This is a genomic window from Acinetobacter sp. YH12045, from assembly GCF_013419925.1.
In the GTDB taxonomy this organism is placed as follows: domain Bacteria; phylum Pseudomonadota; class Gammaproteobacteria; order Pseudomonadales; family Moraxellaceae; genus Acinetobacter; species Acinetobacter amyesii.
In genome coordinates, this window is record NZ_VOZE01000002.1 from 254993 (window position 1) to 279920 (window position 24928).

Annotated in this window: 18 protein-coding genes and 2 tRNA genes; 9 read left to right on the forward strand and 11 right to left on the reverse strand. The window is 40.7% G+C overall.

Annotated elements, in window-relative coordinates:
- Window positions 1-6: 6 nt before the first annotated feature.
- The 5 genes from FTU02_RS04905 to FTU02_RS04925 all read left to right on the forward strand — a co-directional run bounded on the left by FTU02_RS04905 (window position 7) and on the right by FTU02_RS04925 (window position 8158).
- Window positions 7-720 (forward strand): 16S rRNA (uracil(1498)-N(3))-methyltransferase, encoded by a 714-nt coding sequence (locus FTU02_RS04905; RefSeq protein WP_180156118.1) that lies wholly within the window; start codon window positions 7-9, stop codon window positions 718-720.
- Between the two features lie 183 nt (window positions 721-903).
- Entirely contained in the window at window positions 904-3780 is a 2877-nt protein-coding gene (locus tag FTU02_RS04910) for an EAL domain-containing protein (RefSeq protein WP_180156120.1), read from the forward strand.
- A 140-nt stretch (window positions 3781-3920) separates the two neighbouring features.
- Entirely contained in the window at window positions 3921-6200 is a 2280-nt protein-coding gene (locus FTU02_RS04915) for an NADP-dependent malic enzyme (protein ID WP_078192090.1), read from the forward strand.
- Between the two features lie 81 nt (window positions 6201-6281).
- Window positions 6282-7523, forward strand: a complete 1242-nt coding sequence (locus FTU02_RS04920; RefSeq protein WP_180156122.1) for a multifunctional CCA addition/repair protein — start codon at window positions 6282-6284, stop codon at window positions 7521-7523.
- Between the two features lie 161 nt (window positions 7524-7684).
- Complete coding sequence (locus tag FTU02_RS04925) at window positions 7685-8158, forward strand: hypothetical protein (RefSeq protein WP_111883903.1); 474 nt, start codon at window positions 7685-7687, stop codon at window positions 8156-8158.
- Window positions 8159-8293: 135 nt separating this feature from the next.
- Here FTU02_RS04925 and epmA read toward each other — a convergent pair whose 3' ends face one another.
- The 6 genes from epmA to greB form a co-directional block, all read right to left on the reverse strand.
- Window positions 8294-9262: an EF-P lysine aminoacylase EpmA gene (epmA, locus tag FTU02_RS04930; RefSeq protein WP_373684210.1), complete on the reverse strand. Its 969-nt coding sequence runs from the start codon at window positions 9260-9262 to the stop codon at window positions 8294-8296.
- A gap of 5 nt (window positions 9263-9267) precedes the next feature.
- A complete protein-coding gene (locus tag FTU02_RS04935) occupies window positions 9268-10335 on the reverse strand; it encodes a 4-phosphoerythronate dehydrogenase (RefSeq protein WP_180156124.1) in 1068 nt (355 codons plus the stop codon).
- Between the two features lie 115 nt (window positions 10336-10450).
- Window positions 10451-11203, reverse strand: coding sequence for a class II aldolase/adducin family protein (locus FTU02_RS04940; protein WP_180156126.1), 753 nt, complete (start codon window positions 11201-11203; stop codon window positions 10451-10453).
- Window positions 11204-11368: 165 nt separating this feature from the next.
- Window positions 11369-11458, reverse strand: a tRNA-Ser gene (locus FTU02_RS04945).
- Window positions 11459-11688: 230 nt separating this feature from the next.
- Window positions 11689-11778, reverse strand: a tRNA-Ser gene (locus FTU02_RS04950).
- Window positions 11779-11861: 83 nt separating this feature from the next.
- A complete protein-coding gene (gene greB, locus FTU02_RS04955) occupies window positions 11862-12359 on the reverse strand; it encodes a transcription elongation factor GreB (protein WP_180076767.1) in 498 nt (165 codons plus the stop codon).
- Window positions 12360-12724: 365 nt separating this feature from the next.
- Here greB and FTU02_RS04960 point away from each other — a divergent pair, with 365 nt between their 5' ends.
- Window positions 12725-13837, forward strand: coding sequence for a transglycosylase SLT domain-containing protein (locus tag FTU02_RS04960; protein ID WP_180083836.1), 1113 nt, complete (start codon window positions 12725-12727; stop codon window positions 13835-13837).
- 77 nt (window positions 13838-13914) lie between these two features.
- Here the strand turns inward: FTU02_RS04960 and FTU02_RS04965 are convergent, their stop codons facing one another.
- Together FTU02_RS04965 and ttcA are read right to left on the reverse strand one after the other, a co-directional pair.
- Window positions 13915-14298, reverse strand: coding sequence for an SCP2 sterol-binding domain-containing protein (locus FTU02_RS04965; protein ID WP_078190434.1), 384 nt, complete (start codon window positions 14296-14298; stop codon window positions 13915-13917).
- Window positions 14299-14520: 222 nt separating this feature from the next.
- Window positions 14521-15450 carry a tRNA 2-thiocytidine(32) synthetase TtcA gene (ttcA, locus tag FTU02_RS04970; RefSeq protein WP_180156128.1) on the reverse strand — a complete coding sequence of 310 codons (930 nt, stop codon included), beginning with the start codon at window positions 15448-15450 and terminating at the stop codon, window positions 14521-14523.
- Between the two features lie 497 nt (window positions 15451-15947).
- On the opposite strand from ttcA, the gene FTU02_RS04975 reads away from it, so the two are divergent.
- Both FTU02_RS04975 and htpX read left to right on the forward strand, forming a co-directional pair.
- Entirely contained in the window at window positions 15948-16811 is an 864-nt protein-coding gene (locus FTU02_RS04975) for a lytic transglycosylase domain-containing protein (protein ID WP_180023271.1), read from the forward strand.
- A gap of 133 nt (window positions 16812-16944) precedes the next feature.
- A complete protein-coding gene (htpX, locus tag FTU02_RS04980) occupies window positions 16945-17850 on the forward strand; it encodes a protease HtpX (protein ID WP_078192146.1) in 906 nt (301 codons plus the stop codon).
- A 149-nt stretch (window positions 17851-17999) separates the two neighbouring features.
- Here the strand turns inward: htpX and FTU02_RS04985 are convergent, their stop codons facing one another.
- From FTU02_RS04985 to FTU02_RS04995, 3 genes are all read right to left on the reverse strand, one after another.
- A complete protein-coding gene (locus FTU02_RS04985; RefSeq protein ID WP_180156130.1) occupies window positions 18000-18590 on the reverse strand; it encodes a DUF4112 domain-containing protein in 591 nt (196 codons plus the stop codon).
- Window positions 18591-18670: 80 nt separating this feature from the next.
- Complete coding sequence (mgtE, locus tag FTU02_RS04990) at window positions 18671-20014, reverse strand: magnesium transporter (RefSeq protein WP_180156132.1); 1344 nt, start codon at window positions 20012-20014, stop codon at window positions 18671-18673.
- Window positions 20015-20233: 219 nt separating this feature from the next.
- Complete coding sequence (locus FTU02_RS04995; protein ID WP_180156134.1) at window positions 20234-23335, reverse strand: multidrug efflux RND transporter permease subunit; 3102 nt, start codon at window positions 23333-23335, stop codon at window positions 20234-20236.
- Between the two features lie 276 nt (window positions 23336-23611).
- Between FTU02_RS04995 and FTU02_RS05000 the strand changes: the two genes are divergently transcribed.
- Complete coding sequence (locus tag FTU02_RS05000) at window positions 23612-24799, forward strand: glycerophosphodiester phosphodiesterase family protein (RefSeq protein WP_180156137.1); 1188 nt, start codon at window positions 23612-23614, stop codon at window positions 24797-24799.
- The last annotated feature ends 129 nt before the right edge of the window (window positions 24800-24928 follow it).

Below are 24928 nucleotides of genomic sequence, written 5' to 3' on the forward strand. Positions count from 1 at the left end.
ACTTTAATGCCACGTTTTTATATTGAAGCTGATTTAACTGTTGATACGACTGTTAAATTAACGGAAACAGTGTTTCATCACTGGGTAAAAGTTTTACGTGCTCAAGTGGGCGAAACAGCCACTTTGTTCAATGGGCAAGGTGGCGAATACCATGTTGAATTGGTTGAAATCGCTAAAAAGTCGGCTGCCGTCCAAGTTTTGCAATTCAATCCAAGCAATCGCACACCACATTTTACGGCACTATTGGGTCAAGTGATGAGCAAAGGCGACCGCATGGATTATGCGATTCAAAAAGCGGTGGAACTCGGTGTTTCTGAAATTCAACTACTCACTTCAGAACGTTGTGAGATGCGTTTGAAGTACGATCGTGATCAAAAGAAACTTGACCATTGGCAAGGCATTGCTATTGCTGCTTGTGAACAGTGTGGACTCAACATTGTTCCTAAAGTACTTCCGCCTCTTTCCCTTGAAAAATGGTTGGAAAGTGACCTACCGACAACAAAATTGGTGCTCGCACCCAATAAAGATGAAGTTGATGTATTAGCTGATGCTGACCCGCACGTTGCCTTACTGATTGGCCCTGAAGGTGGCTTGAGCGAAGCAGAGATCAGCGCAGCAAATGAGAAAGGTTTCGTGAACTGGTGTATCGGTGAACGTGTCCTTCGCACAGAAACTGCACCTGTAGTTGCACTTTCAATTTTAAATTATAAATTTATTTAATTTTTACTCGATAGTTCATCTGAAAGCATCAATGATGGCATCCTTGATATTGCTTTTTATTTGTAACGCAATTACCCTAGAGTCAATAAAAACAAATGATTTGTTACCAAGAATAAACAAATACTCTCAGGAACAATACAAATACAACGATCTAGATTTAGTTAAGGCAGGGTTTTTATATTCATGACGTATAAACAAGATGAATATATCAAGCAGTACAATCATACTGCTCAAATTGCGAACACGATTCGCCATAGCCGCTATTTTTTAGTCAGTATCCTGATTATTTGCTTATATATTTTTTCGATATATCAAATTTTTTATAAATCGCCATCTTTGTATTTTAATATTTGGTTTATTTTTACCGAAGTTTTTGTCAGTTTATGCTGGCTGATCAGCACCGTTTATTTTAAACCTGAACAATATTCACTGATGATTGCGCATCGTTGGCTACAATTTCAGTGTTTTTCTGTCGGCACACTGATTGCGAGCGGTATTTTTTTAATTTTTTATTATTTGCCTGCGACCAATCAAAGCTTTGAACCAATTCAAGCCCTGACGCTCTCTGCCCTACTCTTGATCGTGACGCAAACCTTTGGTTTGACCTATTTGACGCAAAAACTTAATTATTTTTGTTTGGCATTTATCCCGTCTATTGTGCCGTATCTGATTGCACAGTTCTTTTTCTTAGATGGTTCAAATCACTTATTTAGCCTGAGTATTAATTTTGGGCTCATTGTGATTCTAATGTGTGCCATGACGTCATATCGAATTCATCGTCGTGTGTCGACCTTACATGCCAAAAATAACCTACTGGTCGATAGTGCCAAGCAACAAGTCAAATGGACTGATGAACTGTGTCAGCAGCTCCAAGATGAAGTCAACAAATCACGAGACATCGAATTACAGCTACAACTGGGTAACCAAATCCTTGAACAGAAAGTTAAAGAGCGGACCTTCGACATTGAGCAAATGAACAAGGATTTAGAAAACCAACAAGCCAATTTAGTCCTTGCGCATGAAATCGCCGGTTTACGTCCTTGGGATTGGAATATCAAAGATCGTAAAATCGTTGTCACCAACTATAAGCAAGAAAAAACCCTTAGACATTCGAAAGAGCATCAGCAACAGTTACAACATGTGATCCATCCTGATGATATCCCACATTTTAAATCAGCGATGATTCAACATCTACGTGGATTTAAAGACCGTTATGAGGCCACCTATCGGATTCAAAACAGTCAAGGAAAATGGAGTTGGGTACATGATATTGGACGGGTCATTCAACGCGATCCAAATAATCGTAAGCCATTGCGCATGGTCGGTATTCGACGTGATATCCATCAAGAACGGACATCTCAGGAACGTTTAAAACTTGCAGCCAGCGTACTCGAACAAGCCGCTGAAGGGATTTTCATTTTAAATGAAGAGCTGTGCTATATCGAAGTCAATCCGTTTTACGAACAATTAACCGGCTTTAACTATGACCAAATTATTGGTAAACATCTTTTTGATATCACAGCAAATTACAAATCAATTCAACGCAGTATGCACTACTCGATCATTAAACAAGTGCTGAAAATTGGTGAGTATGATGGTGAATTGCACGAAAAATTTCTTTCAGGTAAAGAACTGACGCTGTGGATGCATATTAATGCGATTACTGATGATCAAAACCGCGTCACCCATTACATTGGAATTGTCTCAGATTTAAGCGAACGTAAATTGCAAGAACAACGATTATCTTATTTAGAAAACTATGACACCTTAACGGATTTACCGAACCGTTTTTATTACAACTATCAACTGCATCAATATTTAGTTTCACAGCAAGATTCGATTAAACAGTTGGCTGTCATTCGTTTAAACATCGACCGTTTCCGTCCATTAAATGAATATCTCAGCAACAATGGTGGTGACGAGCTGTTACGCCAAGTCGCACAGCGTTTACGTCTAACCAATGCCGAAGCTCTGTTTGTCGCACACTTAAATGGCGATGATTTTGCGATTGTGTATGAAATTTCACACATCCGCCCTTCTGTGCAAGAGCATTGTGAACGCATCAATAAAGCCTTTAGCATTCCATTTAATATTTTTGGCCAAGATCATGTCATCACTTTATCGATGGGCGTCGCGTTCTACCCTGAGCATGGCCGTCAGCTAGATTATCTAAATAACTGTGCAGAACAAGCGCTGAGCGAAGCCAAAAATTTGGGAGGCAATACTACACGTTATTATTCCAATGAAAATACTGCATTATTAGAACAAGGTATCTTCTTGGAACGCGACTTGCGTAAAGCCATTCAAAATAATGAGCTGGTGGTGTATTACCAACCGAAGATTAATTTCCGTGATAAAAATATTTACGGTTTTGAAGCCTTGGTGCGTTGGAATCATCCTGAAAAAGGCTTAATACCACCAGGCTTATTTATTCCTTTAGCAGAACAAACCAGTTTAATTTCAGATATCGGGCGTTTTGTCCTGCAAAAAACCGCGCAGCAAATTCGCTTTTGGAATAATTTGGGTTATCAAAATATTTGTGTATCCGTCAATATTGTTGCACAGCAACTGCGGCGTGGACAATTATTAAATGATCTCGATGAAGCGATTGATGCCAATCAAATTGATGGTGCTAGTCTGGAGCTGGAAATTACCGAATCTTCTTTGGTCGAAAATCTAGATTCAGTACGTGAACTGTTGAATGAAATCAAAAAACGTAAAATCAATATTTCACTTGATGACTTTGGTACGGGCTATTCTTCTCTATCCTATCTAGCTGATTTTCCAATTGATATCTTAAAAATAGACCGCAGTTTTATCTCTAAAATTGGTGAAAATAAACAATTGGCCATCGTTAGTGCCATGATTGCCATGGGTAAAGCGATGGGCATGACGGTAGTCGCTGAAGGGATTGAAACTGAACAGCAGTTACAGTATCTACAAGACTTAGAATGTGACATTGCTCAAGGCTATTTTTTCTCTAAGCCATTGCCACAAGAAGAGGCAACCGTGTTCCTTGAAAATAATATCTCTTCGCCTGCTTATACTTACTTAATATAAGTCACTATGCCTGAGCTATAAGATTGTCTGAAAAAGACGCGACTTCGACTGTCCCAACTGTGCAACTAATGTTATATTCAAGCGGATAAAGCAAGCATTGCAGCTTTATATTGGATAAACAAAACACAATCGAGATACAGATGGACGATCAATCTTTAAAACAGCAGGCTTTGTATTATCACGAATTTCCAACTCCGGGGAAAATCAGCGTTACACCAAGCAAACAATTGGTCAACCAACACGATTTAGCCCTCGCATACTCGCCAGGTGTCGCTGCACCTTGTTTAGAAATTGAACGCGACCCATCTACTGCTGCACTTTACACAGCGCGCGGTAATCTTGTTGCTGTAGTCAGTAACGGTACAGCCGTACTGGGCTTAGGTAACATTGGTCCTTTAGCGTCAAAACCTGTTATGGAAGGTAAAGGCGTTCTATTCAAAAAATTCGCTGGTGTTGATGTTTTTGACATTGAAATTGCTGAAAACGATCCAGACAAAATCGTAGATATCGTTGCAGCATTAGAACCAACTTTCGGTGGTATCAACCTTGAAGACATCAAGGCCCCAGAATGTTTCTACATCGAGCAAAAACTTCGTGAACGCATGAATATTCCTGTGTTCCATGATGACCAACACGGTACATCGATCATTGTGGGTTCTGCATTACTGAATGCACTTCAACTCAATGGCAAAAAAATTGAAGAAATCAAAATTGTCGCTTCTGGCGCAGGTGCTGCTGCCCTTTCATGTTTGAACTTACTTTGCGCACTTGGCGTGAAAAAAGAAAACATCGTTGTGGCAGATTCACGCGGTTTATTGACCACTAAACGTGAAGGCTTGGATGAGTCGAAAAAGGCGTACGTTCAAGACATCGAAGGCTCTCAGCTTGCTGATGTAATGGAAGGTGCGGACATGTTCCTTGGTCTTTCTGCAGCAGGTATTTTAACCAAAGAAATGGTTAAAGTCATGGCGAAAGATCCGATCATCTTTGCCCTTGCTAACCCTGACCCTGAAATTCTTCCTGAACATGCACATGAAGCACGTCCAGACGTGATTATGGCAACTGGTCGTTCAGACTATCCAAACCAAGTGAACAATGCGCTTTGCTTCCCTTATATCTTCCGTGGCGCACTAGATGTTGGTGCAACCACAATTAATGAAGAGATGAAGATTGCTTGTGTACATGCGATTGCTCGCATGGCACATGTCGAAGCTGATGCTGCATCGTATGGTGAAAAATCTGCTTCATTTGGTCGTGATTACCTCATTCCCCGCCCATTAGATCAACGTTTGATTCTTGAGATTGCACCTGCAATTGCACAAGCAGCAATGGATTCAGGTGTTGCAACTCGTCCAATTCAAGACTTCTCTGCGTATCGTCAACGTTTGTCTGAGTTTGTTTATAACTCTGCATTCATGATGAAACCAATTTTTGCGCAAGCGAAAACTGATCCAAAACGTATTGCATATGCTGAAGGTGAAGATTTACGTGTACTTCGCGCAGTACAAATTGCTGTTGATGAAGGTTTAGCAAAACCAATTCTTGTAGGCCGTCCTGCAGTCATTGAAGCAAACATCAAGAAATTAGGTCTACGTCTTGAAGACGGCGTGAACATCACTATCGTCGATCAAGAGAAAAACCCTGATTACGATAAGTTTGCAGATGATTACTACAGCATCATGCAGCGTAAAGGTGTAACGCCTGAATATGCTCAGCGTGAAGCACGTCGTCGTTCAACACTTATCGCGGCAATGTTGGTTCGTCATGGTGTAGCTGACGGTATGTTATGTGGTACTTATTCTAGCTATGACATTCACTTAGACTTTGTCAGCAATGTGATTGGACTAAAAGAAGGCCGCAATAACTTCTTTACGCTGAATGCATTGATGCTTGAAGACCGTAACTTGTTTATTGCTGATACTTACATTAACCGTAATCCAACAGCTGAACAGTTGGCTGAAATGACTATTTTAGCGGCTGAAGAAGTACGCCGTTTTGGTATTACGCCGCGTGTAGCATTGCTTTCTCACTCAAGTTTCGGTTCTGACCAAAATGATCCTAGCGCACAAAAAATGCGGAAGGTTTATGATATTTTGTCAGAAATTGCACCAGAACTTGAAGTTGAAGGTGAAATGCATGGTGATGCCGCACTGGATGAAAATATTCGTCATTTCGCATACCCGAACTCACGTTTTAAAGGTTCTGCAAACTTGCTGATTATGCCGAATCTGGATGCAGCGAACATTTCGTTCAACTTGCTGAAATCAACATCTGGCAGTAACGTGACGATTGGCCCAATTCTTTTGGGTGCTGCAAAACCTGTTCATATTTTAACGCCAACAGCGACAACACGCCGTTTAGTGAATATGACTGCATTGACTGTTGCAGAGATTCAAGAAAACGAAAAACTAGCACTCTAATTTAGTTGACCTGAACACACTTTGTGACTTGAGAAAACCTCTGTTCTGTAGCATGATTGCTCTAAGAATAGAGGTTTTTTCATGCAAGTTTATTTAGTAGGCGGTGCAGTTCGAGATCACTTGCTCGGGCACCCCTATCACGAAAAAGATTATGTCGTTGTCGGTGCAACGCCGGAACAATTACTTGCTCAAGGTTATCAACCTGTGGGTAAAGATTTCCCTGTTTTTCTTCATCCAGAGACCAAAGACGAATATGCCTTAGCCCGTACAGAACGTAAGTCTGGACATGGGTATCATGGCTTTGAATTTTATACCGACGTCAATGTCACACTCGAACAAGATCTCATTCGACGTGACCTCACGATCAATGCGATTGCTATGGATGATGCAGGTCAGATTTATGATCCCTACCATGGTCAACAAGATTTAGAGCGACGCATCCTTCGCCATGTGTCTGATGCCTTCGTCGAAGATCCTTTGCGAGTTCTGCGGATTGCACGTTTTGCGGCACGTTATAAAGCTTTAGGTTTTAAAGTGGCCGATGAAACACTTGCGCTGATGCAAGATCTCGCTCAATCGGGTGAGCTTGAAGCCCTTACACCTGAACGTGTATGGAAGGAAACGTCTCGTGCATTAATGGAAGACCACGCAGATGAATATTTTGAGGTATTAAGAGCCTGTGGCGCTTTAAAAGTCTTGTTCCCTGAAATTGATGCGTTATACGGTATTCCACAGCGTCCTGAATATCATCCTGAAATAGACTGTGGCATTCATACCATGATGTCGCTACAACAAGCGTGTCGTGCAAATTATTCTTTGGATGTTCGTTTTGCTGTACTGGTACACGACTTAGGCAAAGCACTTACTCCAGTAGATGAGTTACCGCGCCATATCATGCATGAAGAGCGTGGTGTAAAACCAGTTACTGATGTCTGTGACCGTATGCGTGTTCCCACCAATACCAAACAATTGGCCATCTCAGTGTGTAAAGAACATTTAAAATGCCATCAAGCCTTGAGTTTAAAACCGGGTACCTTGTGGCGCCTGTTACAACGTATGGATGTGCTACGCCGTCCTGAACGCGTAGAGGCCTTTGTACAAGCCTGTGAATGTGATTCACGTGGTCGTTTAGGTTTAGAGGATCGCGCCTATCCACAAGCTCAATACGTTTTAGATGCCATGCAAGTGGTTCGTAATATTAAAGCTGCCGACCTTCCACCTGATGTATCCGGGCCGGATATTGGTGAAATGTTGATTCAGAAACGAATTGAAGCTATCGGACAATTCAAGCATGAACTTGGCCATAACACGCCTACAGCTTAAAATAAATCCTCTCAGAAATGAGAGGATTGACTTTCATCATTGCTGTTAAGCCTGCCGAAGTATTTTGAAATAAATGAAAAATTGAAATAATCTAGTGTCATCTCTGAAAATTAAATACTGATACTCAACCCAATTTAAGACTGGTAAAAAGAATAAAAATAATGAAGAAACAACTTTCCAATATATTGATTGCTATTGTCTTTTGCGGACTCCTAGTAGGGATGGGCTTTACCCAAACCCTTTTAAAAAGTTTGCCACAGCTCATCATGATATTTTTTGGAATGTTAGCCCTAGGCTCCTTAATAATTAAGCGTTCATTTATAAGCTCTATTCCTTTTTATATAGTTTTGGGAGTTATGTTTTATATTAATATTTTTCTATTGGCGAGCGCTGCTGTGGATTTTATTCATCCACATCAAGACTGGACTACACAGAATGACGGGAGTATTGATAGAAGCCCAAATTTAAACTGGCTGTGGGCGATAATTGTCTCCTTTTTTCTTTCCCCACTCAGCATTGTTTTCTATCATAAAAAAATTCAAAGAAATAAAGGTCTTGAAATAGCCTTTATTACTCTTTTTATTATTGTGACATTGATAATTTATATAAAATTTGAGCTACTCTGCTGTAATTAAATTGCATCTTTTATAAATATTTAGACATATTATCGCTAAATCACAATCTATACGTTGATAGGCCTTTTTAAATTTGAAAGTTATACTACTGTCTAAAATGTATAAGCATTTATAGACAGCAGCTATTCAGTTCACTTATGACACAGCTGCTGGAAAACTAATGACTTTTTCAAGCTTTAGCTGATTCATAGCCACCATTAGCAATCGATCAATACCTAAGGCTATACCTGCACACTCGCTCATATGCGGTAATGCAGCAAGCAAATATTCATCAATCGGCATCACATGCAACCCAAGTTTAGCGCGCTCTGCATTATCTGCCTCAAAACGACTGCGTAAAACATCCGCATCAATCAGTTCATCATAAGCATTCGCTAACTCTAAACCTTCGATATACAGCTCAAATCGTGCTGCAACCAACTCCCCATCTTCGTCCACACGGGTTTTCGCCAAAGAAGCCATTTCCGGTGGAAAATCAGTAAGGAACACTGGCGTATCAAAACCGAGGCTCGGCTCAACATAATGCGAAAACAATAAATCGATATAGCCTAAACGGTCTTCACCCAAATCTAAGCTTAGCCCCACACGACGACAGCAATCTTTTAGATCTTGTAAAGAAGCTTGTAACGGGTTCAAATCCAAACGATCCATAAATGCATGCTTATAGCTCAAAATAGTCGGACGAATTTCACCAAAGCGTTGTTTCAAGGTTTCATTCAATAAATCCGTCACTTCAAACATCAAGTCTTTTAAGCTAAAACCCGGACGGTACCATTCCAACATTGTGAATTCACTGTTGTGTTTACGTCCATGCTCATCATCACGGAAAACTTTACAGATTTGGTAAATTGGCCCACTACCACTTGCCAACAGACGCTTCATGGCAAATTCAGGTGAAGTTTGCAAATAATGCGTTTGCTTTTGTCCATTCACATGGCGCTGAGCCTGTACCGATGCTAAATGTACATCAGTGACACCGGCTTGAGAAAGTACAGGTGTTTCCACTTCAAGAACATCACGTGCTGCAAAAAACTGGCGAATTTGAGCATACATCGTGGCACGTGCACGAAGTGCAGTGAGTTCACAACTCGGTTGAAAGTTCATTTGACTCATGCTGCAGGGCCTCCATGCGCAGCCCATTCACGGCGTAAAGGATAGGTTTTACGTAAATAATCAAAGGCTTTTTGATCCACCTTGCCGTCTTTTAGGCAAGCACGTAAGTTTGCATCATCACGAGCGATATCATAAATATCTTTTAAATAACGCTGTAATACCGTCTTAAAGTCAGCACCAGTAAAATACTGCTCACAGACGGGCAACTGACTTTCAAAAGCTTTATTTATCGGTTGATTGAAAGTTTGACAGAATGCTTCATAGATCATCTGTGTGCCACGTGCTTTACCTTCCAAGCTATAGCCTGCAATATGGGGTGTCACCACGCAAATTAAATCCAACAACGCTGCTGAAATCTCTGGCTCATGTTCAAAAACATCTAAGACCACTTTACGCTGAGTTTGTTGAATATCGGCAATTAAGGCAGCTTCTTCGACCACTGGCCCACGCGCGGAATTAATCAAAATCGCTGAAGGCTTCATAGCAGCAAGCGCAGTAGCATTGATTAAATGATAGGTTGGATGTTCACCCTCTTTGGTCAGTGGCACATGGGTACTAATCGCATCTGCATTTTTTAACAGTTCTGCAAATTCAACTTGTTTCACCTGATCAGATTGCACAAATGGATCATAGCCAATGACATTCCAACCGAATAATTCTGCCATGACGGCTAAACGTGAACCGACATTACCTAAGCCAACGATGCCCAAGGTAAATTGTTCATTTGCATTCAACAATTCAGGTTTAACGTAGAGCAATGCAGTAATCACATATTCAGCAACCGCTTGTGCATTACAACCTGCGGCATTTGACCAAGCAATGCCCTGCTTTTCTAGAACGGTAATATCTAAATGATCTGTTCCAATCGTAGCACTACCGACAAATTTGAGTGCGGTCTGTTGAATTAATTCTGCATTTACCTGAGTCACTGATCGTACCAATAATGCATCGGCTTCTTTGACATCCTCATGGGTCAATGTTCGACCTGCCGCTTGCTTTATTTCACCAAATTCAGCAAAAAAATACTCAGTAAATGCCAGATTTTCATCTGCAACGATTTTCATAGTTCATCTCATAATTCCACTACGAACATGATAACGCGTTGCTCATGCCATGACTATTCTTCTGCACATAAAGCATAGCGCCATTTTTTTATAAGCTAAATGATAGAAAATTATATTAACGACAATAATCTGAGTGCTGATCTTCAATTAAAGACAAGGCCGCCTGCCAAGCCGCTTGAATAATTGGCTCGGCCATCGGATTTTCAAACTGCTGCAACGTATGTTCACAAACCTTCGGACTCGGATAATGCAATGTAGCACTCGACAACGCTTTTACTTGAATTTGACAAGCCCGTTCTAAAAAGTAAATTTCATGAAATGCCCGTGCCACACTATCTCCAGTCGCAAGCAAGCCGTGATTGCGTAAAATCATGCAACGATAATGCCCCATATCTTGTACCAGTCTTTCACGCTCTTCAGTTGAAAAGGCAATACCCTCATATTCATGATAAGCAATGTTCTGATAGAACTTTAACGCATGTTGTGAGATTGGCAATAATCCATGTTCCTGTGCAGAAACCGCCACGCCATCGGCAGTATGCGTATGAATCACGCAATTAATATTTGCACGTGCATGATGTAAGGCAGAATGAATCACAAATCCTGCGACATTCACCATCTTCCCTGCATCATAAGTTTCAATAATTTTTCCTTCATGATCAATTTTGACCAAATCAGAAGCTGTCATTTTGTCAAAGGTCACACCATAACGATTAATCAGAAAATGCTCAGGTTCATGACTTAAACGCAGGCTGATATGGGTATCAATTAAGTCGGTCATTTTATAATAAGCCACCAAGCGATACAGTGCCGCCAATTGACAACGCGCTTGCCATTCCAGTTCATGAATAAGCTCTGGTTTTTGCATGGATGAATTCCTTTTCTAAATCGATTGATCTTGTTTTCTGTTTATTGTGAATAATTAATAGCATGTCATATTCATGCTGTATATCAACTTCACCTGTAGAAAAAAACTATTCAAAAATTTAGGCAATAAAAAAACCCCAATGTAAAACATTGGGGTTTTTGAATATGGCGGAAGCGGTGAGATTCGAACTCACGGAGGACTCGCGCCCTCGTCGGTTTTCAAGACCGGTGCATTAAACCGCTCTGCCACGCTTCCATGGCCGCTATCATATAAATAAAAATTCAGATTGGCAAATTATTTTGCCTTATTTTGAACACTTGGCGAATCGTTCATACAAAATTTAGGCGATTGTAAAATTTTGGCTTCGAGCTGAAAAATAGAAGCTGAATCAATATGTATTGAATTGAGATCAAAGCAAATTGCATTGCCAAAATTTACACACATAAAAAAACCCTGATTCTAAAAAACATCAGGGTTTTTGAATATGGCGGAAGCGGTGAGATTCGAACTCACGGAGGACTCGCGCCCTCGTCGGTTTTCAAGACCGGTGCATTAAACCGCTCTGCCACGCTTCCATGGCCGCCATCATATAAATAAATTTCAGCAATGGCAAATTATTTTGTAAAAAACACGTCCAATTGAACAAAATAAAAGCAGTTTATTGTTTTTCAGTGCTTTCGCCCATTTCATAACGAATTGAATTGATATACCAACATTTTTTTCCTAGCGGGGTTAGAACTTCGACTTCATCATCCACTTGCTTGGATAAGAGTGCTCGAGCCATAGGTGAATCAATTGAGATATGTTGCGGATGATGATCATAAATTTCATCTACCCCCACGATTCTTAGCGTTTTGTGTTCGCCGTCTTCATTTTCAATATCAACCCATGCCCCAAAATAGACTTTCCCTTTTTGTTCGGGTGAGTAATCGATAATACGAAGCTCTTCCAAACGTTTTCCCAAGTAGCGTACACGTCGGTCAATTTTGCGTAACAATTGCTTATTATATTGATAATCCGCGTTTTCCGAACGATCTCCAAGACTAGCCGCCCAGTTCACTTTTTTGGTAATTTCAGGTCGCTCTTCATGCCATAAATGTTGAAGTTCAGCGACCAATAAATCGTGTCCACCACGGGTAATTAAGTTAGATTTCATGATGATTTTTAGGCCTTGAGCAAGTGCTGATTTTTACAAAACATGCCTATTTTATCCGCCATTTCTACACAGGCAAAGTATATAAAATTTATTCCCAAACAAAATCAATTGTTTATGTTACATATTTTAATATTTTTTCGTACAAAATTTGACAAGTATTTTTTTGCTCATTATTATGCGCACATCTTTTAGGCTTGTTTAATTTTTATCCAGTGTAGATTTTCTACATATTTCCCGAAACCCCCTAGTCATTTTTGAATGACGTCATGACTGCCCAACCCTTATTGAATTTATCAAACTTGAAAAAGTCTGAGGCCTGTTTGCCTTTGCTTTTTAGGGCATAAATTACTTGTAGCGGAGACAACATGCACAGTAGTTCAACTTCTGGGTCGAGGCTTTGCCTTAACTCTTTTAACTCTCTCCCATTTAAAGCGCTTGCACTTAGTACTATCTTAATTCCTTTTCACAGTATTAATGCCAGCAAAACAGCACATCAATATGATGCTGTCGTCAACAGTAATAAACTCACTGTTGTTGCAGTTGCCAATCCTGCCATTGTTTTTCAGGATGGTAAACATCGACATGGTTTTGGTTACGACCTTGCACGTAACTATGCAGAAAGTTTAAATGTCCAATTAGATTTTAAAACAGTGAATGACAATGCCACTGCTTTAAAAATGGTTGCCAAAGGTCAAGCCAATTTTGCTATGACCACTGCCGAAATGAGTACCATTGAAGCCAAGCATTTGACGTCATTTTCAGCCAGTTGTGGTGATACCGTTTCTTTGAAAAAGAATGGTTTAAACAGCAACTTAAACTGGGTATTTAAAAATGCAGATGATCCACTAAGCCAAACCGCGAGTGGTTTTATTTGCCGTGCCAAACAAAATGGCGCAATTGGGCAGTTGGCATCGTTTTACAACCGTAATGTGGTCAAACAAGATTCTTGGAATGTGATTCAACGTGATTTAAGTAAACGTATGCCGATCTATAAGGCAAGTTTTAAAAACACGGCCAAGCAATACGACTTAGACTGGCATTTATTGGCAGCGATTGGTTATCAAGAGTCTTACCTCAAACCTGACTCGGTATCCCCTACGGGTGTTCGTGGCATTATGATGCTGACCAACAGTACAGCAAAAGCCATGGGTGTGAGCAACCGTACAGATGCGACTCAAAGCATTCAAGGTGGTGCAAAGTACTATGACCAAATGCTAAACCGTTATAGTAACATTCCGTACCCTGATCGTAATTGGTATGCCTTAGTGGCTTATAACATGGGTCCTGGTGCTGTAAGTCAGATTCAAAAGCGCATCCAAGCTCAAGGTAAAAACCCGAATAAGTGGGTGAATTTATATGCTTATCTAGACCGTAACAAGGCCAGCAATGGTCGTTATCGTCAAGCTGTGCAATATGTCACGCGTATTCGTGCTTATTTGGAACATATTAAAACCACACCTCAACTGGTGAATATCTAATATGCGTCTACCTAACATTTACATGTGAGCGCACAAAAAAAAAGCTTACCTTCGGGTAAGCTTTTTTCGTTTTAGACTTAAGCAGTTTGCTCAAGTACTTTTTTGAATAAATCTTTTTGCTCAGTACTTGGTTTTGCTGTTTGCAATGCCATCAATTGTGACATATCACCTTGTACTTTTATTTTGCCCGTCATAAACGCTTGCATCGCTGCAGCCATATCAAATTCAAGGAATACTTTACGTAAAGTTTCAGCATCCATGTTCAAAGTTGTTTTCGCGTTTGAAGATAAACCTTTTTTAATTGCACCACCGTCTAATGACAATTCAGTATTGCCTGCAGCGTCAGCAACCACAAGGTTAATTGCAAGATTAGCCAATGCAGGTGGTAAGTTTAAATCACCAGCTTGAGCTGTCAGAGTTTCTACAGTTGAAAACCAATCATCAGTTAAAAAAGCAGGCATGATCTTTCCTCAATTTATTTTGTTCGTGTGTGTTGCCGTTCCGGACAACATCAGTGCAAGCATATTTTGCTTGAGGTTTGTTATAGCATGATCATTTGTGAAAAGGCTAAAGTTTTTTGTACGCACCGTTCAATATTTAACTGTTTAATAACAAAATGAGAAAAATCATAAGCATAAAAAAGGCATTCTGTAGAATGCCTTTTGCTTGATAAGGTTTTCGACTTAATCTGCCATAAACCCTAAGTTCACCATATTAATGCGTTTGCTTTCTGACTCACCTTCTTCAGTTGAACAACTTTCGCTATTTTTAAAGTCAAATTCGCGTTGTTCATCTAGGGCTTCAAAATCGAATAACTCACGGTCAGCCAGTTGTGAGGGCGAAACATTTTGCAACGCACCAAAAATACTGTGTAAACGTTTTGGAAATTCTTTATCCCACGTACGCAGCATGTCATTTAGCATCGCACGTTGTAAGTTTTCTTGAGAACCACACAAATTACATGGGATAATTGGGAACTTACGCATTTCTGCATATTTGATAATGTCTTTTTCTTCCACATAAGCCAGTGGACGAATCAAAATGTTCTTTTTGTCAGAAGACAATAATTTCGGTGGCATGGCTTTTAAGCTGCCGCCATGGAACAAGTTCAAAAAGAACGTCGCCAAAATATCATTACGGTGATGACCTAAAGCCACTTTCGTCGCCCCAATTTCTTGAGCAAAGCCGTATAACGAACCACGACGTAGACGCGAGCACACTGCGCAGTACGTTTTACCTTCTGGTGTTAAACGTTTGGTAATGCTGTAAGTATCTTTTTCTAAGATGTAATACGGAATTTTGTTTTCTTCTAAATAACGTGGCAATACGTCTTCAGGGAAACCCGGCTGTTTTTGGTCAAGGTTGACCGCAACCACATCAAAATTAATCGGCGCAATACGCTTAAACTGCAACAAAATGTCGAGCAGGGTATAACTGTCCTTACCGCCTGAAATACAGACCATCACTTTGTCACCCTCTTCGATCATTTTAAAATCACGAATAGCATGACCGACCTGACGGCGTAGCTTTTTCAATAAACGATAATACGCAGAGCTAGTTGGTAGTTCTGGTTTGAAATTAAATCCTTGTTCGGACTCAACTGGCGAGAACATAGACGAGTTAAACCTAAAAAAAAATACCGCGCAATTTTATCCGATTCGCAGACTTCTCGCATCAAAAGAATGTAATTTCCGAAAAAAGTAGAAATACTGTCATGATCACGTAATCTTCAGTGCAATATTCTATACGGTACAGTTCATTTTTTAGCCCAAATGCTTATCTTTTGGACTTTTCCACAGTTGTCCACAAAAGCTGTGGATAACTTTGTGGATTCTAAATGACTTGACAAGGTGAGCCGCCCTTATTTTAAGGCTTTTATTTAAATTGATCATTTTTTAATCAATTTAAATAAATTTAATTATCAATGACTTAAGTGTGTCAAGTTAAGATCAATAAAAAAAAATAAATATTTTTTTTGATTATTGAATCATCAAAATGACTTGATTTTTACAAAGTAAAGAAGAAATCAGTCTATGAAGCCTTTTCATCTAATTTTTTTTTGATAAACTCTCTTTAACTGTTTGGGGACAGAATTTTTCTTCACAATAAAATGAAAAACATTACTTGGACTTTGGGGCTGTTATTAGGTGGAAGTGTGGCTATCAGTTTAGCAGCACCAAACATTTTTGCCGGCCAAACGATTTATCAATTGCGTGAAAGTAATGGCACAACGTTACTGACCAATAAACAAGGCCGCTATAGCAATCTAAAAGTTGAGAAAAAAACCTACTATCCGGACAGTAATATCCATAGTTATAGTAACTGGGGCTCAAATGAAGCGTCTGTGTTACCCAGCTATAGTAGGAATAAAAATGCCTTTGACAATATTATTAAACAAGCAGCGGCCCAACATGGTGTTTCCGAAGGTCTAATCAAAGCGGTGATGCATACCGAATCAGGCTTTAACACTAATGCTCGTTCACCTGTTGGCGCCCAAGGTTTAATGCAGCTCATGCCTGCCACGGCACGTCGCTTCAATGTAACAAATGCTTATGATCCTCATCAGAACATTATGGCTGGTGCTCGATATTTATCTTGGCTACTGAAACGTTTTAATGGTAACACCTCACTTGCCTTAGCTGGTTATAACGCAGGTGAAGGCAATGTCGCAAAATATGGTGGTATCCCACCTTTTCGCGAAACACAAGATTATGTCCGCCGTGTCACTAGCCGCTACAACAACCTATATGCTGGTAGTTTAAGTGTATCAGGTTCGAGCAATTCCAATATCGCTTCAAATAGTGGTCGAATTATTGCCAGTTCGGATAATTATCATGCTGCTGCCCCTACGGTTGCTAAATCATCGGCACGTCAAATTATTCAAACAGACAATGGTAGTTTTACCGACGCACCTTCAGGTTCATTTGCCACAGCAAATGCGTCTGCTTCAGCGCGTATTTATTTCAATGAATAAATTCACTGATTTTGTAAAATTGCATCTGTTTTACTAATTTTTCCTTGAAATTTTAAGACTTTCACCTCATATTGAGTTTAATGATTTTTATTTGTAAATCAGATCATTTTTCTATAATAAGAGGATTTACCCAATGATGCGGATTGGTTTGTTCTTGCTGACCAACCTCGCGGTACTGGTTGTAGCTGGCATAATCTTGTCACTCTTCGGTGTCGGTAGTTACCACGGTGCAGGCGGCTTAAACTTAGGCAACTTGCTCGTAATCTGTTTTGTGTTCGGTATGGTGGGTTCAATGATCTCACTATTCATGTCAAAATGGATGGCGAAGAAAACCACGGGTACAGAGCTGATTGACCCTAATGCACCACGTAACCAAGCTGAAGCATGGTTACTTAACGAAGTTGCGCAACTGGCACAACGTTCTGGTATCAAAATGCCAGAAGTGGGTATTTTCCCATCGTACCAGTCAAATGCCTTTGCAACAGGCTGGAATAAAAATGATGCTTTAGTAGCAGTTTCTACCGGTCTACTTGAGCGTATGAACAAAGACGAGCTCCGTGCCGTACTCGCTCACGAAATTGGTCACGTAGCCAATGGTGATATGGTAACCCTTGCATTGGTGCAAGGTGTAGTCAACGCCTTTGTGATGTTCTTTGCGCGTGTAGCAGGTGACTTCATTGACCGTAATGTTTTTGGTCGTGAAGATGGTGAAGCACCGGGTATCGCATATTTTGTCATTACGATTGTATTAGATATTGTTTTTGGTATCGCAGCGTCTGCCATTGTGATGTGGTTCTCTCGCTACCGTGAATACCGTGCCGATGAAGCTGGTGCGCGTTTAGCAGGTAAACAAGCGATGATTTCTGCCCTGTTACGTTTACAAGCAGAATCTGAAATGCCAGATCAAATGCCAAAAGAAATGAAAGCCTTTGCAATTTCCGCGGGTCAAGAACAAGGGTTCAGCTTAGCTGCATTGTTCCAAACACACCCAACGATTGAACAACGTGTTGCGGCTTTACAACAATTAGATTGCCCATAATTCAGCATCTGATGTAAGTCGTAAAAAAGCCTCCCTATGGAGGCTTTTTTATTGGGTCTAATTTTTCTCAGAGCGTTTACCGTTTTATCAATCACTTTTCAGTTGAATAGCCTTTCATTGCTAGCACTCAAGCCACAAATCGGTCCTATCTACAATACCCCATTGGCCTTTAACCATTGCCAAAGCAATGAACCGCCCATGTAAATTGCAAAGATAAACACCAATAAGAAAATCATCCCGAGTATATCTGGGATATGGATCCATAACCATGCAATCACAGGGTTGCGCCAAAAAGCCGATTGCTGTTGTTTCTGTTCTAATTTTTCATGTAAAAACGGATGTACCACATGTTGATCTGTACTGATTTGATATTCTTCACGAATATGCGTGTGTACGACATCTAAAGCTTTACGGCTTGGTCGAATGAACACATCGAAGATCGTCCCTGCAACAGGAATAAACCCCACGACAGCATCCATAACCGCGAGTTTCATCACACCATTTAATTTGGCTTGTGGTACGCCAATCTGTTTGGCTTTATAGACGGCATAGCAGGTCAAGACGAATCCTGCGATATCACCAGCTACGGGAATGGTACTCAACGCTGCATCTGCACCTACCCCTTGTCGGGTAAATGGAATTCGAACCACCGAGTCCATCATATTGGCAAACTTTGCGAGATCACGTTCAAGACGAATGACTTCTTGCTTTGACATTTTTTGTTTTAATGGTTCAGTCATGTTTTATCCAATAAAAACCGTGTAAATCACTGAGATTAAAACATATTAGAAGTCTTCAATCTGTAGCAAAATGCTAATCTCTATAAATTGAGCAATTGCGATGCAATCATCAAATACACCACCACGCCGGTCGCATCACAAATCGAGGTTACCAATGGTGCAGATGCACTTGCAGGATCGAGCTTTAACTTGTTGAGTATAAAGGGCAAACTCATCCCAATTAAACAACCGAGCAATACGATGCCCATCATACTTAAAGCCAAGACTAAAGCGACGGTTGCATCACCACGGTAGTAGCCTAAAATCGATACGGCAATGGCCATGGTTCCGCCGAGGCAAAGAGCGACAAGCGTCTCCCGCCCCAACAAATAAAACCAATCTCGAATTTTTACATCCCCAGTGGCAAGCGCTCGCACCATTAAGGTCGCAGACTGTGAACCCGCATTGCCTCCACTTCCGACCAGTAAGGGTAAGAAAAAAACCAAGACGATATGTGCTGCAATGATGTCTTCATAATAGGAAATACCTAAACCGGACAATAAACTGCCAAAGACCAATATCACCAACCAAAACACCCGCTTTTGGTACAATTTTAAAATCGGTGCTTTCTTAATGCTCATACCAGGTTCAGTACTCACCGCACTGGCTTTTAAAAAGTCTTCAGTGGTTTCAGCCTGTACCACATCCATCGCATCATCATAGGTGACAATCCCCATCAAACGCTGAGCATGATCCACAATCGGCAAGGCCATAAAATCATATTCAGCCAATTTTCGAGCAATACTTTCTTGGTCTTCATCTATCCAGCCGGTCACCACATCTTTGGTCATCACCTGTTGAATTCGTGCATCACGGTCAGCCTGCAAAATTTGCCGCAGTGAAATCACCCCTTCTAATTGAGACTGATCATTGGTGACATAAATTAAATATAGGGTTTCACGGTCATGCGGTTCATGGCGCAAGGCCTCTATGGCTTGTTGCATGGTAAAGTCAGCAGGCATACTGACATAGTCTGAACTCATGATTGCACCTGCAGACTCTTCTGCATATGCAGATAATGCCTTTAGATGCTCTTGGGTATCTTGATCAAGTTGTTGGTAAATTCGATCTTGTTCTGCATCAGTTAAACTTTTATATAAATCCGTTGCATCATCAGAATGCATGTCATCAAATAATTCAATTTGTAGACGCAGTGGATAACGCGAAATCAGCTGTCGCTGTGACTCAAAAGGGAAAAACTCAAAAACCAAACCTTGATGCGCTAAACCTGAAAGCAACTCAATTTGATCTTCAATTGGAAATTGCTGAATTAAACGGGCCTGATCAGCATAGTTCAGAGGCTGTAAAACACCAACGGCCTCTGTATAATTTTGTTGTTGCAATAAAGCGGAAATATCACGCTGTCTTTGTATTAAATCCGCCATTCAACTCACTCAAATTTTAATCTTTATTTGTTAAACACATTTTGAAGGATAAAATGAAGGGTTTCAAATCTCTTCAATATATTCTCGGTGAATGTTGTTTGCGAAAATTCGCTGTGAACATTCCCTGCCGAAAGTTTGGCGACATAAAAAAGCCACCGCGATGTACTCAAGCTTTCACGGTGGCTTTTACTGGAGCTATACGCTGTGCGTGAATTATTTCTAAGTTTCAGACACTGGCTTGATTTTAAAAATTGAACGGACCATCACATACATAAACGGAATAAAAATCAGCACCAAGACCGTACCGAATATTACCCCACCGAGTACGCTCACCCCAATCTCTTGGCGACTGGCTGCACCTGCACCAAAAGCAAGAACTAAAGGAACCACTCCCGCACCAAAAGCCAAAGAGGTCATCAAAATAGGACGTAAACGAAGTGCTGCGCCTTCCATTGCAGCTTCGATTACATGTTTGCCTTTTTCTTGTGCCATCGCTGCAAACTCTACAATCAAGATCGCGTTTTTACAGGACAAACCAATTGTTGTCAGTAGAGCAATTTGGAAATAGATGTCATTTGGAAAACCGACCATGTAGCTAAACAAAATATTACCACCTATCCCAAGTGGAATCGCACTCATGACTGCAGTTGGAATACTCCAACTTTCATATAGGGCGGCAAGACAAAGGAAAATAAATCCTATCGAGACCAAATATAGCCAAATCGCTTGATGACTTGATTTTTGCTCTTCAAAGGATAACCCACTCCATGCAACGTCCACACCCGGCACTTGGTCAACTAAAGCTTTAACATCCTGCATGGCTTGTCCACTTGAGACATTTTTGGCTGTATCCGCTTCCATTTGTAATGCGGTATAGCCCATGAAACGATTAACAACTTCTGGACCACCACTCCAACCAATGGTTGAAAAATTACTAAATGGAATCATTTCATTTTGGTCATTACGTACATGCCAATAAGCTAAATCTTCTGGTTTAGAACGGAATTCGGCATCTGCCTGCATCATGACGCGTTTAATGCGCCCACGGTCGATAAAATCGTTGATATAGCTACCGCCCCATGCGCTACTCATGGTGCTATTAATCGCATTTTGAGTTAACCCCAAGGCCATTGCTTGTTTTTGATCAATATCCACTTTTAGTTCGGCTTTATCGGGGTTTGAGCGTTTGTCTAAATTTTCGAAACTGCTGAATTGTGAAGATTTTTCTTGCAAGCTTTTAAATTGCGCATCGAGATAAGCACGGCCTTCACCATTCATATCTCGCAGCCAAAATTCCAGACCATCGGTTTGCCCAAGGCCACTGACAGAGGACGGCATGCTGACATTGATTTGTGCATTGTTAAATTTTTTAAAATGTTTCATAGCACGTTCACGAATCGCTTGTGCTGAATTGTGTTGTCCTGAACGTTCATCCCAATGCTTCAGTGCAATAAAGCCTTGCCCTAAGTTTTGACCCGTACCAGAAAAATTTCGTCCATAACGAATCATCACCAAATCAACATTTTGCTTTTCTTCAGTTAAAAAGTACTGCCGAATTTGTTCACCGACCTCACGACTTTTCGACATCGGTGCACCTTCTTGTAATTTAAGTTGCACACTCAAAATACCTTGGTCTTCACTAGGAATAAAACTGGTCGGCAAAGCACGATAAAACAAAGCAAATACCGTAATGAGCCCCGCAAACAAAACCACCGTCCATAAGCGATAACGAACTGTGGCTTGTGCAAGTGTCAAATATTTGGTTTTTAAAATCTCTAATTTGGCGTTAAACCAAATCGCCCAGCGCTGTGGTTTCGGATTTGGTTTTAAAATTAAGGCACATAATGCAGGAGTTAAAATCAGCGCAACCATCAGTGACAAGCCCATGGCAGCCACAAGTGTGATGGAAAATTGTCTATAGATCACGCCCGTTGAGCCACCAAAGAACGCCATGGGAATAAATACAGCGGTTAATACCAAAGTAATCCCGATTAATGCCCCACTAATTTCATGCATCGACTCTATAGCCGCTTGTTTTGCTGTTAACTGTTGTTCATGCATTAAACGTTCGACATTTTCCACCACCACAATCGCATCATCGACCAACAGACCGATGGCCAATACCAATGCAAACAAGGTGAGCGTGTTAATGGTCATGCCCAAAGCATATAAAATCGCTAAAGTCCCTAGAATCACCACAGGCACGGTAATCGCAGGTATCAGCGTTGCTCGCCAATTTTGTAAGAAGATAAACATCACCAAAACCACCAATAAAACGGCTTCGAATAATGTTTTCACCACTTCTTTAATCGATTCTTGTACAAATGGCGTGTTATCCCGAGGATAAACAATTTTATAACCGGCAGGTAATTGCTTCGCTAATTGTTCAATTTCTTGCTTAATTAAGGCTGAGGTTTCAAGTGCATTCGCCCCAGATGCCAATGAGATCCCCATCCCTGAAGATGGATACCCATTAATGGTATTCACCCCTGAATAATTTTCCGCACCCAATTCAACACGTGCAACGTCTTTTAAATAGACAAAACTGCCGTCTCGTGCAGATTTGACAATTATATTTTCAAATTCTTCAACTGACTTTAAACGTGAACCTGACGTGACTTTTGCATTGAGATATTGATCCGATACACTCGGCAATTCACCTACGGCTCCGGCTGCAACCTGCGTATTTTGTGATTCAACAGCCGCACGGATATCACTGGGCATAAGGCTATATTGCTTTAACTTCAGTGGGTTGAGCCAAATGCGCATGGCAAATTGCGAACCAAAAACATCGACTTCACCGATACCCTCAATTCGAGCAATGTCCTGCTCTAGATGAGTCATCATATAGTCACCAAGTTCGATATTCGAACTCTTGCCAGTCTCATCATAGAGGCCGATAACCATATGGGTATCACCCAAAGATTTATAGACATTTACCCCTTGGCGCTGCACATCTTCAGGCAGCCGATTGATTACTCCATTTATGGCATTTTGTACTTGTACTTGAGCGGTATCTGGGTCAGTGCCATTTTCAAAACTGATGCTGATCCGGCTTCGACCTGAAGAGTCGCTGCTTGAACTAAAATATAAAAGATGATCAATTCCTTTAATTTGTTGCTCAAGAACTTGTGTGACACTTTCCTCGACTGTTTCTGCTGACGCACCGCTATAACTTGCACTGACCGTAATTCGTGGTGGTGCAATATCTGGATAGCGCTCTACCGGTAAATTGAGCACAGCAAATAGCCCGAGCGCCATGACGATGATCGCCAAGACACCTGCAAAAATCGGTCGATAAATAAAAAACTTAGACAGCATCAGTCCATGTCACTTTTCAATTAATGAAATAAAATATGTTGATTGATTTTTTCAAAAAATCTTATTGATAATCAATCACAATGTGCTTGATTACAAGCCTAGACTACATAAAAACCTTGCTTGAAGCGAAATATGTAGAAAATATGGAGAGCCTCCATTTCAGCTATTTTAGTAAATTTATGTGACAAAACCGCCTCTGTCATGAAGTCTTAGCCACTGCCCTGCAATGTATGCCTGCAACATCATTCATTTATATAAAAAGATGCAGAGGCAGCCATGCAAAAACAATTAACAAAGCAGTTGAATATAGCGATAACAAGTAAAGTGAAATCCTCATGGGGCGTGTCTTCACTGCTCCTTTTTAGCGTTTTCGGTTTATCTGCATGTAATTCGGATGACGATAAAACCCATGTCACCAAGCCCCCTGTTTTGCCTGATACTGGTTTTGTCATTGTTGGGCATCGCGGTGCCAGTGCTTTGCGACCCGAGCATACCCTTGCCGCATATCAAAAAGCGATTGATGATGGTGCGGATTTTATCGAACCCGATTTAGTGCCAACCAAGGATGGCTATCTGGTTGCGCGCCATGAAAGTGAAATTTCAGGGACAACCAATATTAGTACGCTGTCACAATTTGCGGATCGAAAAACCACCAAAAAAATCGATGGTATCGACTATACAGGATGGTTTACGGAAGACTTTAATTTGAATGAACTGACTCAAAATGTAAAAGCACGTGAGCGTATTGCTCAATATCGCCCTAATAACACTCAATATAATGATCAATACAGCATCCCAACGCTCGAACAAATCATTGAACTTACCGAAGCTCATTATAAAAAAACCGGGAAAATTGTTGGTTTATATATTGAAACCAAGCATCCAACATTTTTCCAACAGCAAAATCTAGCCATGGAAGATCGTTTACTCACCACGCTTGCCAAATACAGTTATACACGTGATATCGCGCCTGTATATTTACAGTCTTTTGAAACCACCAATCTTAAATACTTACGCGATCAACTCACGCAAAAGAAAACCCTCAAACATGGCAAAATTATTCAATTATTAGATAGCCCAACTGCCATACCGGGTGACTTACAGCAACAAAGCTCACCTCAAAATTATGCAAGTTTAGCCACTGCAGAAGGCCTAAAATCAGTGGCAAAATATGCAGATGGTGTAGGTCTAAGTAAAACCTATATTTTTTCAAACACTGAATTTAAACAAACTACTTTTGTCAAAGATGCCCATGCTGCTGGTTTGAAAGTCCATCCTTATACGCTCAGACCTGAAAATGGTTTTTTACCTGACTATTTAAAATGTAGCTCTGTGGCGACAGAACGCTGTGATACGGGGGCGGCCAAAGAATTTGAAAACTTCTATAAAGCTGGTGTAGATGGTGTATTTGCAGATGATCCGGGACTGGCGCGTAAAACCTTAACACAACTGCAAAAGCCCTAATTTTCCTAAAATGAAAAAAGACGCCAAGGCGTCTTTTTTATTGTTAAACGGAAATCTTAAAGTGGGTTTGCCAAATATTCTGCGGCTGACTGCGTTGCCACTGGCTGAGGTACTGGAGCTGTCGGAACT